This is a genomic window from Brasilonema sp. UFV-L1 (assembly GCF_012912105.1).
In the GTDB taxonomy this organism is placed as follows: domain Bacteria; phylum Cyanobacteriota; class Cyanobacteriia; order Cyanobacteriales; family Nostocaceae; genus Brasilonema.
In genome coordinates this window covers 25,326-39,531 of sequence record NZ_QMEA01000155.1, presented here as the reverse complement: position 1 = coordinate 39,531, position 14,206 = coordinate 25,326, and the positions used below count along the sequence as shown (strand labels likewise).

The following is a 14,206-nucleotide window of genomic DNA, read 5'->3' as shown; positions in this document are numbered from 1 at the left end:
CCATCCCCCCATCTCCTCATCCCCCCATCCTCTTCTAACCGGGCGTGCTATAGGAGAAGCTATCAGTCAAGGTAAAGCACACCTCATTTTAGATGCGCATAAAATCGAACAGTTCCAAGCAGGGGAAATCTTAGTCACAGATAGAACCGATCCCGATTGGGAACCGATAATGAAAAGAGCTAGTGCGATTATCACCAACCAAGGTGGACGCACCTGTCACGCGGCGATTATTGCACGAGAATTGGGTGTACCTGCAATTGTGGGATGTGGTAACGCAACAGAAATTCTAAAAAATGGTCAAGAAATTACGATTTCTTGCGCAGAAGGAGAAGAAGGGCGGGTTTATGCAGGGTTATTGCCTTTTGAAGTTAAAGAAGTTCCGCTAGAAGACTTACCCCGCACCCGTACCCAGATTTTAATGAATGTGGGTAACCCTTCAGAAGCATTTAGTTTGTCTGCAATTCCTAATGATGGGGTTGGTTTAGCTAGGACAGAATTTATCATCGCCAATCATATCCAAACTCATCCAATGGCGCTGATTCATCATGACGAAATAAATGATGAATATGTGAAAGCTAAGATTTCTGAAATCACTGCGCTTTATGACGACAAACCCCAGTATTTTGTTGATAAATTAGCTCAAGGTGTTGGTAGAATTGCTGCTGCGTTTTATCCCAAACCAGTTATCGTCAGGATGTCCGACTTCAAGAGTAACGAGTACGCTAACTTGTTGGGCGGTAGACAGTTTGAACCAGAAGAAGAAAATCCGATGCTGGGCTGGCGAGGAGCAGCGCGTTACTATGATGAAGGCTACAAAGAAGCTTTTGCTCTGGAATGCCAAGCCCTCAAGCGAGTCAGGCATGAAATGGGGTTGACAAATGTCATCGCAATGATTCCATTTTGTCGTACTCCTGATGAGGGGCGTCTGGTGTTGGCAGAAATGGCGAAAAATGGTTTGAAGCAGGGTGTGAATGACTTGCAAGTCTATGTGATGTGCGAGTTACCCAATAATGTCATCTTGGCTGAGGAGTTTGCAGAAGTTTTTGACGGGTTCTCGATTGGTTCTAATGATTTGACTCAGCTGACACTTGGTTTAGATAGAGATTCAGGATTGGTAGCGCGGTTGTTTGATGAACGTAGTGAGGGTGTTAAGCGGATGGTGAAGTTCGCGATCGCCGCCGCCAAAAAACACAATCGTAAAATCGGTATTTGTGGACAAGCACCCAGCGATTACCCAGAATTTGCCCAGTTCTTAGTTGAACAAGGAATTGATTCGATGAGTTTAAATCCAGATTCGGTTTTAAAAACTATGCTGGAGGTCGCCAAAGTTGAACAGCGATCATGAAATATTATAAATATTATGACATTTGCTCCCAGTTAGGCGTGAGCACGCCGCCTGGTTAATCGAGATCATCACAAAAACATGGTCTAGTGATCTTGTTGATGACTTGGAGCGAGAATTCAAATAGTAGATAATTAAAAAGCACTGGGAGAACCGAGTTTTTCCAGTGCCTTGTATCATATTAAGAACATTGATCTTTTGCTCTAAACCCCAATTATGCCAGATCCAAAACCCCCTCGTAACGAACTGCTTAAGATTCTTCCCCTAAAACCCAAACCAGCACCAAAGCCAGAATCAGTCCCACCACAAGAATCAAAATCAGCAGAACCAGTCCCACCAGCACCAAAGCCAGAACCAGTCCCACCACAAGAATCAAAATCAGCAGAACTAGTTGAACTAGCACCAAAGCCAGAACCAGTCCCACCACAAGAATCAAAATCAGCAGAACCAGTTGAACCAGCTACACAGGAACAAACAGATCAGACCGTACAGGCCCAACAGCCTGAAACGATATCTAATCAAGAACAAGTTCAAGTAGATGCTGAAAAACAAGCAGAAGAAGAACCGAAATCGGAACAATCAACCGCAATATTTCAAGCTGTTGGGGTGATTACTGGGGAAGTCAGATTTACTGATGAGGGTAAAAGCAGCGTCACTATAGGACGTAAAGAATACCCACTTTTCTATGCTCCACGCAAACAGAAAGCATTTGAAGCGCTCAAGAAAGAAATAGAAGCGACGAGTCAATCCAACCAACGACTGGTTGTTTATCCTAAATTTATTCATTTCCCTAAAAGAGAGCAACCTCCTCAGGTTAGTTTTCAGTTAGTCGGTTTTGATAAAGGACGCCAAGAAGAGGTGGTTTCAGGCGAACTTCAAGACATGGAGTTTAAACTTTGTGGCTTGTGGCAGTTTATTCCTGTCTGCCAAACTCCATGTATCTCTGTGTTCCGAAATTTCAATCAGCAACGATTGGAATATATAAAAACCACAGAGGTAGCTAGAAAAGTCAAGTTTATGAAAGCTAGCCACATCCCCTTAATTTGGAAGGATGCCCCAGCAAGACCATTTCGATTCAATCCCAAAGCTACCAAAGAAGAACAAGGACGCCCCGTTTTTGTACAGGTTAAAGCGAAGTTCTTGCCTGGGCGGGATGTTTTTGGGTTCGTTGAGCAGCTGGCTGAACCTGTAGAAAAAGCACCGAAATTTCTCAAGGTGAGCAAGGAAGACAAGGCGACAGCAATGGCAGAAAAGAAAGCTGCTCTCAGGGCTGCGGGCAAGGATACCAAAGCGCCAAGAAGCAAACCATACTTTAACAAGGACAATAGTTCTAATAAGGACAATACTTCCTTTAATAAAGACAAGCCCAAACCTAAACCCAAACCCAAGGACGAACCCAAAACATAGAGTTTGAAAGCAAAAAGCACTGGATCATTTATCGACTTCCAGTGCTTTAACGTGAACTTGAATCAAGGAACTATTAGAATATGACTTTTAAAAATACCTGTCTATAGATTGTTGACAAAAGTTATTAAACTGAGTGAATAACTCACCTGTTTTGACTACCCTGCCATTTTTGCACCAAATTTACCTCATAAGATTTTAGATTTTAGATTTTGGATGGAGCCAGTGCGAAGAAAGCGCTATGCCGACAGGTATGACTAGGAGTCATGCATAAGCGCCTCATGTGCCCTCTGTTGAGCTTATTAACGAGGACAACAGCTGCATTGTAACTAATAATCAAACATAGCTACCTAGCAATTCCCAGCACTTTTCTTAGCACTGCTTGGTCTTCTAATTTGGCTTTGAGGCGACCATTTTCCAAATCTCGAATCCAGCTTTGACTTTTACCTGCCAGTTTTGCCAATTCTCTTTGCGAAAGATTCAGGTTTTTCCTTGCCTGCAAAATTTGTTCACCTAGGAGGTAACCTGCTGTGGTTTTTGATTTTATCCGGTTTTTTGTGGTGCGCTGCTTTTTTTCAGATTCAGTACTTTGATGCTCCCATTCTGGAGGAAGTGTAAACGACAGAATTCGAGCGTTCATGAGCATATTCCACTTACCACGAGGACCAGTATCCGTTAGGCGTGTTTTTCCGCTTGCGTCTTTGATCCAAAACTCTAACGCATCGTCTGGATCTTCAGGAATATTGACTAACTTCGCCCATAAAGGTTGAATCGCGCTTGGGTATGTCACTGGGTCGAAGTTTGGTTTCATACCGTAATGATTGAGGACTTCCAAATCGTTTTCAAAAGTTCGTAGTAGTCGCTTGCGTTCTTCCCGTTTTCTGCAAGCAAGGCTGACTTTGTGTTCGCCGTAAGCAACACGCAGTAAAGTGGGAACTGTAATCCGCTGTTCTTTACCCATTTTAGTCTTAAACAGCAACCACAACATTAGTCGCGCTGCTCCTTCGTGTTGCTGCCAAATACTCATGACTGTTGTTAACAGAGATTTTGGCAAACTACCATATTGATAAAATGTACTTCGTTCTTTGCATCCTTGTTTGTTTAGGAAATGCTGCGCCCACAGACCTGCTTTTACCTTAAAAGTGAGTCCAACCAAATATTTGCAACCAAGATCATCTTCTTGAAAGTGATGCTGAATTTTGACTATGTGCCACAAACGACTTCCTTGCAATGAAAATCCTTTGACAAGACCTTGTTGGGGCCAATTAATCGAGGTGACGAGTGAACAAGTTTGCTGCACCAAGTTTTTCATTAAAGCCAACTTAGCAGTTTTGCTTAGGTCTTTGCGTTTTTCTAACCCCAAATATCTTTCAATTTGGCGATCGTCGATGGTAAACTCCTGCTGCCAAGGCTGATCTAAAGCAGTCGCATGAGCTGCAAAAATCAAATGTATACAAGCCGCCCTGATATCCAGCGTCTCAACGATTCCTAAGTCTGTTGCTAGTTCGCTTCCATTGCATGGTTTCATCAGATGAAATGCGATCGCCCCTCGCCCCTGGTTAACTTGTCGGCGATAACACACCTTTCCATATTCATCAATTTCCCAAGGTAGTGAAGTTCTCTGTGACAGTACATTGCAAGCCTCCCAGATCACAATTGCCGATGCAAATGGATTGCTTTTGGTGTTGGCAAATAAATCTGGGCTAGTCACATCTCTGAGATCAACTTTACATCTGCCCCTTTTCGCCTGCATGGGTATGGGTGAATGAATCGGACAAGTAACTACACATTGGGGTTCGGGATAATAACCTTCGCAGTTGTTACATAGACTTGAGTCGATCCAGTATTCATTGTTCTCTAATTTAATTGCACCAGTAGGACATTGGGGACGGCAGTTGTCACATCCAACGCAACTGTTATTAGGAATTGTATAAGGCATAAGGCTTTTTCCTACTTTAATCGTTGAGATGTCTGGCTCAAGTCTCCCCTGGATGTGTCCTCTTAATTCACGACTTACTACCACATTATTTTTTTGGCAACAAGAAATTTTACTTGCCGTACTACTGAACCACATCCTTATTCAGACCGCGCATCCGATTAGATGCTATTTAACAGTTATCAGTTACCAGTTATCAGTTTGAAGAAGAATTCAGCAATTCTGAATTTAGTATTCAGAAGGAAGAAATAAAGAATTGAGTTTTTCGACTTCCCACTTCTGACGACTGACGTCACGACTCCTGACTCCTTCATTGGTCACTGTTCACTTTTAACTGTTCACTGATTGAAGGCTTGAAACCCGAACCTAATCTTTAATATTTCTTACTCTCTAAGATTTCATAAATATTTATATCAATTTGTTCCTAATGAGCTAAACATGGTTTGGTGAATATTATCTTTCATAAGTCATTCCATAACATTTCTGATGGCTAAGCAAGTATTTTCTTCAATTGTTAGTCAAGAACACTGACTCTTTTCACTCTTGAACATTATTTTTTTTATTGAAAATATTAATAATTACTATATATTGTTGTTTAGTTATTTATATTACAAAATTTAAATTCCCTCATTTTCATTGAGTCAGCGTCATTAACTGCCTACAATAAGACACATAAGTTTTATCTTTTATTCTGTGTAATAAGTGGTTGTTTGATATTTTTAACAAGCTAAAAAATATCATCATTATGTATTTTAAAACACTATAACCTAAAAACTTTTTAGCCCACGCAGATAGTCAGACGAATACTGCTTTGAGGTTACCAAAGGCAAGCAACTGCCTCTCACGTTAAAACTTAGTACGCACAACGCTGCACACGAATCGGGTGGGTATCGGGTCAAGTATTTGTGCAAATTTGGTATGCTCCTAATTTTGTTATCTAGTTACTATTAAAAACTATTTGCAAACAATTATCTTTTAGATTTTAAATATGAGTTTTCATGTTTTTTGGTAAGTCATCAAATTTTCATTTAATAAAAAAACTAGCCAAACTTCAAAAACAGAGAATTGAGATTATGTTAAGATGAGCGTAAAAGTCAAACAGATGCAGAGTAGAGAGTAAATTCATGGCAACGCTAACAGGATTAACATTTGGTGGTAAAACTTGGACACCTAAATTTGTTCAGGAAATTGACCAAGAGAAATGCATTGGCTGTGGCAGATGCTTTAAAATCTGTGGGCATAATGTACTGCTGTTAAAAGCAATGAACGAAGAAGGAGAATTTGTCGAAGATGAAGATGATGATGAAATTGAAAAGAAAGTGATGACTGTTGCTCATCAGGAAAACTGTGTGGGTTGTGAAGCTTGCGCGAGAATTTGTTCCAAGAACTGCTATACTCACTCTGCATTAAATAACTAGAGTTTTTGAGTTGTTCAGAGATAGGTGAAAGAAACTGCTGTTTGAGAAAAGTGTGAAGTCTGTGTATGTAGAGAACAACTTCTCAGTTTAGTAGCAGGGTAACGAGAGGGGAATATTAAAAGTTACAGGAACATAATAGAAAAAAGTTCACAGTAAACAAATCCGTAAATCTGAAATTGTCAGCTATAAACAAATAAAAACTTGCTGCTAAGATAGCCTAAGGAATCACTAGAACTAACAGCGACCTCCTCTGCAACTCAGTTATCTTGAAGTGCAAAGCTCTGTACCAGCAGTTAAGAGATAGTTTGAAGTTTTTTGGGGGAGAAAAGGATTAAAAGATTTTAAAATTCCCCCAAGTTTTCCAGAAAAAACATAGAAAATAAATTTGGTTAAGACAATAGCTAATTGCGTTATGAATAAGAAGGAGTAAGGTTATCCCTAAGCTCCACAGTTCCTGAACCGTTACGTTCTTTCTTGGTCATGAGTACGACGTCATAACAACCAAATCTATGGACAAGAAACACATGACTAAGGAGACTTCTAGCAATTAGCTATGAACACGACACACACAACTATTCTATTTCCTCGCTGAGAGTATATATCAAGAGCGTAGGATGCGGTGTACTGAGGTAAAACCCAGAAAATTACACCTTCAATGACGTTTCACGAGAGCAGGTATTTATGCAACAAATTCCTGTTTCACTATGGACTCTAGTGGCTGGGATATTAGTTACAATTGTCAGCATTTGGGTTGGACAAAACCACGGTTTACTACCGATACAAGCATCACAACAAGCGCCTTTGGTAGACGGGTTTTTTAACATTATGGTCTCCATTGCCACCGCCTTGTTTTTAGTGGTAGAAGGAACCATCCTGATTTTTTTGGTTAAGTTTCGTCGCCGTCGAGGCGATGATACAGATGGCGTACACGTTGAAGGCAACTTTCCTCTAGAAATTTTTTGGACGGCTATCCCATCTATAATCGTCCTCTGCTTAGGAATTTACAGCGTTGATGTTTTTAACCGCATGGGAGGATTTGAAGCGGGGAGTCCTCATAACATGGCTCATAGCCATTCCCCAACTCATGTTGCCCAAATGCCAGGAAGTGCCATTGCTGCAACCTTAAGTGACGCTTCACCGGATGAGTCAGAAATAGCAGCACCAGCAGAAACTCCTAAAATTGGTATTGGCGCAACTCCCAAAGAACAAGGCAAAAGTGCCGATTTGGTTGTCAACGTCACAGGAATGCAATTTGCTTGGCTCTTTGATTATCCTGAGAGTGGAGTGAATGCTGGAGAATTACACGTTCCAGTTGGTGCTGACGTGCAACTCAACATTTCTGCAACAGATGTAATTCACTCGTTTTGGGTGCCCCAATTCCGTCTGAAGCAAGATGCCATTCCTGGTATTCCAACACAACTGCGATTTGTCGCCACCAAACCAGGTACATATCCGGTTGTTTGTACAGAACTTTGCGGCGGCTATCATGGCTCAATGAGGTCACAAGTTATTGTTCACACACCAGAAGAGTTTGAAAGCTGGCTCTCTGAAAACCGCATTGCCCAACAGCAAGACCTGAAACAAGCCGTTGCAGTTAATCCAGCAGACTTATCCACATCAAAGTTTCTTGCTCCCCACGCGCAAGAAATGGGAGTCACATCTGCAACTCTGGCTCAAATTCAAAAATAGCTGACAGGAGTCACCAAGTCAGGAGTTAATAATTATTATTCTCCCCACCTCCCCACTCGCTGAGCCCTGCGGGCACGCTGCGCTAACGCTCAAATATGCCCAAAGGGCACGCTACGCGAACAAAATTCAAAATGCAAAATTCAAAAAAGACTCTTAATTTTGAACTTTGAATTTTGAATTTTGAATTCCCCCGGAGGGGGTCTCCCCATCAGCCTAAACGAGCAAACTAAATGTTTAGCAGCTTATGACCCAAGTAGAACTTCCACGGAACACTCCGCCTGAAGACAATCAATCCAATATTCACGTGGTTGCTCATACAGAGCATAAAGCGTGGAAATGGTACGATTACTTCACATTTAATACTGACCACAAAGTGATTGGTATCCAATACCTGGTTACGGCGTTCGTGTTTTATCTCATTGGTGGACTCATGGCTGTTGTCATGCGTGCCGAACTGGCGACACCAGATGCAGATTTAATCGACCCTAACTTGTACAACGCTTTCATGACCAATCACGGCACGATCATGATTTTTCTATGGATCGTACCCAGTGCAATTGGCGGATTTGGGAACTATCTAGTGCCATTAATGATTGGTGCTAGAGATATGGCTTTTCCCAAGCTGAATGCGATCGCCTTCTGGTTAAACCCACCCGCAGGCTTACTGCTAGCAGCTAGCTTTATTTTCGGCGGTTCGCAATCTGGTTGGACAGCTTACCCACCTTTAAGTTTAGTGACAGCTAACACCGCGCAGACGCTGTGGATACTTGCCATTGTCTTGGTAGGAACATCCTCAATTCTGGGTTCGCTGAATTTTGTGGTCACCATCTGGAAGATGAAAGTTCCCAGTATGAAATGGGACCAATTGCCCTTGTTCTGCTGGGCAATTATGGCAACCTCGGTGCTTGCACTTCTCTCCACTCCTGTGTTAGCAGCGGGATTAGTGTTGCTGTTGTTTGACCTCAACTTTGGGACATCGTTCTTTAAACCAGATGCAGGCGGTAACGTTGTTATTTACCAACACTTGTTCTGGTTTTATTCTCACCCGGCAGTTTATCTGATGATTCTGCCTATCTTCGGCATTATGTCCGAAGTGATTCCAGTTCACGCCCGTAAGTCAATTTTTGGGTATAAGGCGATCGCCTATTCTAGTTTGGCAATCTGCGTCGTGGGTTTGTTTGTCTGGGTACATCATATGTTTACCAGCGGTACACCCGGTTGGATGCGGATGTTCTTCACAATCTCCACTCTAATTGTTGCCGTTCCCACTGGTGTGAAGATTTTTGGCTGGGTTGCAACCCTTTGGGGTGGTAAAATTCGCTTCACAACTGCCATGCTTTTTGCACTTGGCTTGTTATCCATGTTTGTCATGGGTGGCTTAAGCGGCGTGACAATGGGAACAGCCCCCTTTGATATCCACGTCCACGACACTTATTATGTGGTGGCGCACTTCCACTACGTCTTGTTTGGCGGTTCCGTGTTTGGCATCTACGCCGGAATCTATCACTGGTTCCCCAAAATGACAGGACGAATGGTGAATGAATTTCTAGGTCGCATTCACTTTATTCTCACCTTCATTGGCACAAATCTCACCTTCCTACCCATGCACGAGTTGGGTTTGCAAGGAATGCCCCGACGAGTTGCGATGTATGATCCGCAATTTGCCCACCTCAATGAGATTTGTACCATTGGTGCTTACCTCTTAGCAGCATCGGTGATTCCGTTTACCATCAATATTCTCTGGAGTTGGATTGCTGGAGCAAAAGCAGGCGATAATCCTTGGAATGCTCTCACCTTAGAATGGACAACCAGCTCACCACCATTAATTGAAAACTGGGAACAATTGCCCGTTGTTACTCATGGTCCTTACGACTACGGCTTGAACCACAGTGCTGAAATACAGCCATCTGCTGCAACTGAGGCTAGTGCTTAGTTCACAATTATTGCCAGGGGTTAAAATCCCTGGTTCATAACAAAAGTCTTCTCAAGAGGATTAAAGGCTTACCAAGGTGCTTTTCAGTTCTAATGTAGAGACCTAGCATGCACTTTCACTACATAGCCCAGAACTTCTGGGCGGGTAAGGGGTCTTTGCTTCACCCGTTTTGACACTTATTCACAGCGCAGACGATATGGCTATAGCAACATCGACGAGTGTAGAACACCATCACGAAGAACATCATCCAGATTTGCGAGTCTTAGGGCTATTAGTGTTCCTGGTTTCTGAATCTCTGATGTTTGGTGGATTTTTTGCCACTTATTTATTTTTTCGAGGCGGTGCTGAAGTTTGGCCTCCAGAAGGAACCGAAGTAGAGTTATTGTTGCCTGCAATTAACACTATTATTCTGGTTTCAAGTAGTTTTGTCATTCACTTAGGTGATGCAGCAATCAAAAAGAATGATGTCCAAGGTATGCGGAAGTGGTACAAAATTACCGCTGTCATGGGCGCAATTTTCTTGCTGGGTCAAATTATTGAGTACATGAGTTTAGGATACGGTCTGACAACTAATGTATTTGCCAACTGTTTTTACTTAATGACAGGATTCCACGGTTTGCACGTTTTTGTGGGACTGTTGTTAATTTTAGGTGTGGTATGGCGTTCCCGTCGTCCTGGTCACTATTCTGCCACCAAACACACTGGCATTGAAATGGCAGAAATTTACTGGCACTTTGTAGACATCATCTGGATTGTTCTTTTCACCTTGCTGTACATTCTCACCAGGTTTTAATTTGAGAATCGGGAATAGGAAATTGGTAAAACCTATTCCCCATTCCGAAAGGAGAATTATTATGCAAATCGACGCCGAAAAATTTTCATGGTTTCAAGTATCAGAAGACGTTAAACAGTTATTGAGATTAGCTGCAGAACATTGGGAAAATACTTCAGAATCAGAAAAGTATATTAACCAAGCTTTAGCCATAACAGAAGAATCTACAGATGTCTTAGTCGCTGCTTATAGATACTTTTTCTATAAAAATAATTATTATATGGCGTTGCAAATAGCAGGAAAAGTTCTAGCTAAAATCAAAGCATCAGAGCAGCTATCTGATAAATGGGAAATAGCTAAGCCAATATTAATGAGTCGTAAAGAAGAAGCAATCATTAGATTATATCTAAATACTTATGCGGCTTATGGATTAGTGTTAGCAAAGTTAGGAGATATAGACAAAGCAAAAATTATCAGTACTCAAGTAAAAGAAATTGATGACAAAAATGAGTTTGGAGCAAGCATTGTATACAATATTTTGACACGTCCAATCGAAGAAGAATGAATTCTAGCAATTCTAAGCTATTCATGATCAACAAGATTCTCAACTTCTTAAAGCAGTCGGAAAACTCAACCTTTCGACAAAAATAAAATATGATTTATATATGAAGCTGAGGCTAAAATTATCATTTATTCTACAATTTAAAACATATGAAAGGAAGAGATTGGCTTGTTACAGAAGACGGACAGTATCAAACCTGTAAATCTGTCAGAGCATGGGACTTACTGAGAGATGATTATCGATTTCATCGATTTCTAACTGAAGTAGAAGATGTCCTCAGTGATACTGAAGACGAAATCAGCCATCTTCCAGAAATTCGGATGCTTGTCAGGCGGTTAATTGTTAATTCCTACTGGGTACAAAGTCGATATTTAGAGCCTTCTGCTCAAACAGGAATCTCAGTTGTTCTCCTTTATGATGAGTTAGGTTTTCCATTTACTGTGCAAACGGTAACACTGGCACCAGGAACGTTATCAAAAATTCATAATCATGGAACTTGGGGTGTTGTTGCTGTGTTAAAAGGAGAAGAGAGAAATACATTTTGGCAGCGACAACCTCACTCAGAATTTAAAGACAAAATTGAACGAACAGGAGAGTTAACTTTATTTCCAGGAGATATTATTAGCTATACTCCTGATGCAATTCACAGTGTAGAAGCAGTCGGTAATCAACCAACTGTGACTTTCAATATTTATGGTGAAACTCATATGCGAGAGCGTTTTGAGTTTGACACTGTGACACATACGGCGAAAAATTTTTAAATAGTAGGCAGGAGAGTTAAAAGAGTAGAGAAGAGAATCGCTAAATGACTAATGACTATTAACTAATAACGGAGAGACTGAAATGGCAAGAGTCATTTTTTATGAAAAACCAGGCTGTAAAGGTGGTACTAAACAAAAAACTCTGCTAACAGCCGCAGGTCATGAAGTTGTGGCGTACAATTTGCTCACAGAACCTTGGAGTGCTGAACGTTTACGCTCGTTTTTTGGCGATCGCCCTGTGGTCGAATGGTTTAACCGTGCCGCCCCACGGGTACAATCAGGTGAAATCATTCCTGAACAAATAGACGGTGAAACTGCCTTAATGCTGATGCTAAAAGATCCACTGTTGATTCGCCGTCCTTTGATTGAAGTAGGCGATCGCCGTGAAGTCGGCTTTGAGGTGGAAAAAATAGATGCTTGGATTGGCTTAAAACCCAAGGATGCAACTCTCAAAGAAATTAGTGAAAAGTTGATGAACCAGGATCTGCAAACTTGCTCTCATAAACATGAACACAAACATCAAGGAGGTTCGTGTCAACACTAGATGAGTTCGTTTAGGACTGAGATACCTTGGGTGCATCGCTTAAATGTGATGCACCTTTTTTACTCATAAATTCCTGATATTGTTCAAACTATGTCTTAAGAAAGATGATGAGTAATCAGAAAAAAGTTTTTTGTTAAAAACAACACTTTATTTAAGAAAAGGTTAAATACTCCTAAATGAATAAGGATGAGCCGATGGAACAGCCTAATCAAAGAGACAAAGATAACTTTCTTTACCCTCGTGGTCGCTACTACGGTCAGGTTAAGCCAGAGAACTTAGTCTTTAATGCCAACCTTCAAATCTTCGCTCAAAAAGTCAGCTACATCACGTCTTTAGAAACGTCTGGGAAAATCTCTCCGTTAGATGCTTACAACCAGATTAAAGCGCTGTGGAAAAAGTTAAAATATAGCAAAAAAGAGCTTGGTATTGGCGACGAGCCACCAGGCGAGTCAGAATCACCAGATGTGACTTAAAACATCTTAAAATCATCGTTGACCACCTTGAACTCTTTTGGGGTCAACGACACCACAATATCTTCAGAATCTAACCGAATGAGCCACCGTCCGCTGAGATGACCGCAAAAGAGCATCTCTTGATCACAGATAACTCCGACTTTCCCGGCTACGTATGCTGGGCGTAGAATCAGAACTTTGTCTCCTACTTTGGGGTCAATGGCACTCCTCAACTCAAAACTTCAAGCATGAACTTATATATAAGTGAAATCCCATGAATCACATAACCGTATCTTAACCAAAAATGGTTCATATTCTTTCAGTAATTTGCCAAGAAGTCTTGCACTATATTTTTAATAAGCTGTCACGGCAATCAGCTTGTATACAGTTAGCGGCTACACCTATTACAACTAGAAGAGTAAGCCGACGTTTTGAAGCGACATCCTTTTTTTAGGCGTTGCTGAATGGAAGTATGAATCAGGCGTTAAGCGTAGCTCTCCGTAGGAATCGCTTCAAGCTTGCGGGCGCACAGCGCCCGCAGCGCCACGGAACCGTACCTAGTTGTTATATTACTAATCGAATTGAATATTCCAGCATTTGTGCTGATTTAGAGTAGCAGAAAGTTTTACGATGTAGCCGAGCAAGATAATGCCGAAATCGACTATTTTCTCCTTCCACTCTTGTCATATAGGTTTTGCTGACAATATGATCTTCCTCAGATATAAAACAAGGATAAACTGGATAACCCTATGGCTGACGCCACGGCTGCGCCTAACGGGTTCGCAGTCCCCTACGGCGGGAAACCCGCCTGCAGGGCTGTCTCACCATCGGTAACATAAAAATAAGAATGCCAACAGCTTATAATTTGCCATAAAAGCTTAAAACTCTCTGAACTACGGTCGCCTAAAACCCAGGCTATCACCCCCGGAAAATGTTTATTTACCGCTGTCCACAGCCAAATTTTGTTTTTTTTGACGAGGTCTTACACGAAAAAAATTGGCAGCCTTACTACTACGAGTACCCGTCTTGTCCCACCGATCAATCAAACAAAGGCTGCCAATTTTTTAGGGGACAAATGCGTGAGCCGATAAAAGTTTCCAGCTCATCTACTTGAGTAATTTCAGGTATTTCATCATATTCGGGCGTATCTGGTAATGTATTACCAACTTCTTTAACCCAGTTTATGACAGTTGTATGATGTACCTTCTTGACTCGTTCAATTGCACGAAACCCCGAACCGTTCACATACATTTCCAAACACTCACGTTTAAATTCTTCTGAATAACCTTTCGGTTGATAAGAATCAATAAACTGACGGCTACATTGAACACAGATGTAATTTTGTTTACCTTGCTTTTTCCCATTCTTGCGAATTTGAGTTGATGCACACTTT

The 14,206-nt window shown here is 41.4% G+C and carries 12 protein-coding genes and 2 pseudogenes; 10 read left to right on the top strand and 4 right to left on the bottom strand.

Annotated features, from left to right (window positions below):
• Together ppsA and DP117_RS29330 are read left to right on the top strand one after the other, a co-directional pair.
• Positions 1 to 1,345: phosphoenolpyruvate synthase (gene ppsA / locus DP117_RS29335; protein WP_169221728.1), on the top strand; the 1,345-nt coding region annotated here is incomplete at its 5' end.
• Between the two features lie 213 nt (positions 1,346 to 1,558).
• A complete protein-coding gene (locus tag DP117_RS29330; RefSeq protein ID WP_248277878.1) occupies positions 1,559 to 2,749 on the top strand; it encodes a hypothetical protein in 1,191 nt (396 codons plus the stop codon).
• Positions 2,750 to 3,092: 343 nt separating this feature from the next.
• Here DP117_RS29330 and DP117_RS29325 read toward each other — a convergent pair whose 3' ends face one another.
• The gene (locus tag DP117_RS29325) at positions 3,093 to 4,685 is read right to left on the bottom strand and encodes a helix-turn-helix domain-containing protein (protein WP_169221727.1); all 1,593 of its coding nucleotides are present in this window, start codon (positions 4,683 to 4,685) and stop codon (positions 3,093 to 3,095) included.
• A 1,121-nt stretch (positions 4,686 to 5,806) separates the two neighbouring features.
• On the opposite strand from DP117_RS29325, the gene fdxB reads away from it, so the two are divergent.
• The 8 genes from fdxB to DP117_RS29285 all read left to right on the top strand — a co-directional run bounded on the left by fdxB (position 5,807) and on the right by DP117_RS29285 (position 12,834).
• Positions 5,807 to 6,100 carry a ferredoxin III, nif-specific gene (gene fdxB, locus DP117_RS29320; protein ID WP_169221726.1) on the top strand — a complete coding sequence of 98 codons (294 nt, stop codon included), beginning with the start codon at positions 5,807 to 5,809 and terminating at the stop codon, positions 6,098 to 6,100.
• A gap of 681 nt (positions 6,101 to 6,781) precedes the next feature.
• Positions 6,782 to 7,789, top strand: a complete 1,008-nt coding sequence (locus DP117_RS29315; protein WP_169221725.1) for a cytochrome c oxidase subunit II — start codon at positions 6,782 to 6,784, stop codon at positions 7,787 to 7,789.
• Between the two features lie 244 nt (positions 7,790 to 8,033).
• Positions 8,034 to 9,722, top strand: coding sequence for a cytochrome c oxidase subunit I (ctaD, locus tag DP117_RS29310; RefSeq protein WP_169221724.1), 1,689 nt, complete (start codon positions 8,034 to 8,036; stop codon positions 9,720 to 9,722).
• Between the two features lie 196 nt (positions 9,723 to 9,918).
• The gene (locus DP117_RS29305; RefSeq protein ID WP_169221723.1) at positions 9,919 to 10,515 is read left to right on the top strand and encodes a heme-copper oxidase subunit III; all 597 of its coding nucleotides are present in this window, start codon (positions 9,919 to 9,921) and stop codon (positions 10,513 to 10,515) included.
• Between the two features lie 61 nt (positions 10,516 to 10,576).
• Entirely contained in the window at positions 10,577 to 11,059 is a 483-nt protein-coding gene (locus DP117_RS29300; protein ID WP_169221722.1) for a hypothetical protein, read from the top strand.
• Positions 11,060 to 11,205: 146 nt separating this feature from the next.
• The gene (locus DP117_RS29295; protein WP_169221721.1) at positions 11,206 to 11,817 is read left to right on the top strand and encodes a cupin; all 612 of its coding nucleotides are present in this window, start codon (positions 11,206 to 11,208) and stop codon (positions 11,815 to 11,817) included.
• A gap of 82 nt (positions 11,818 to 11,899) precedes the next feature.
• Positions 11,900 to 12,361: an ArsC/Spx/MgsR family protein gene (locus DP117_RS29290; protein WP_169221720.1), complete on the top strand. Its 462-nt coding sequence runs from the start codon at positions 11,900 to 11,902 to the stop codon at positions 12,359 to 12,361.
• A gap of 194 nt (positions 12,362 to 12,555) precedes the next feature.
• A complete protein-coding gene (locus DP117_RS29285) occupies positions 12,556 to 12,834 on the top strand; it encodes a hypothetical protein (RefSeq protein ID WP_169221729.1) in 279 nt (92 codons plus the stop codon).
• On the opposite strand, the gene DP117_RS29280 is transcribed toward DP117_RS29285, so the two are convergent.
• The 3 genes and pseudogenes from DP117_RS29280 to DP117_RS29270 form a co-directional block, all read right to left on the bottom strand.
• Positions 12,831 to 13,046, bottom strand: coding sequence for a hypothetical protein (locus DP117_RS29280; RefSeq protein ID WP_169221719.1), 216 nt, complete (start codon positions 13,044 to 13,046; stop codon positions 12,831 to 12,833). The genes DP117_RS29285 and DP117_RS29280 overlap by 4 nt on opposite strands.
• A 331-nt stretch (positions 13,047 to 13,377) precedes the next feature.
• Positions 13,378 to 13,786, bottom strand: a pseudogene (locus DP117_RS29275) (IS1 family transposase); the annotation flags it as partial.
• A 104-nt stretch (positions 13,787 to 13,890) separates the two neighbouring features.
• Positions 13,891 to 14,206: pseudogene (locus DP117_RS29270) on the bottom strand (IS1 family transposase); the annotation flags it as partial.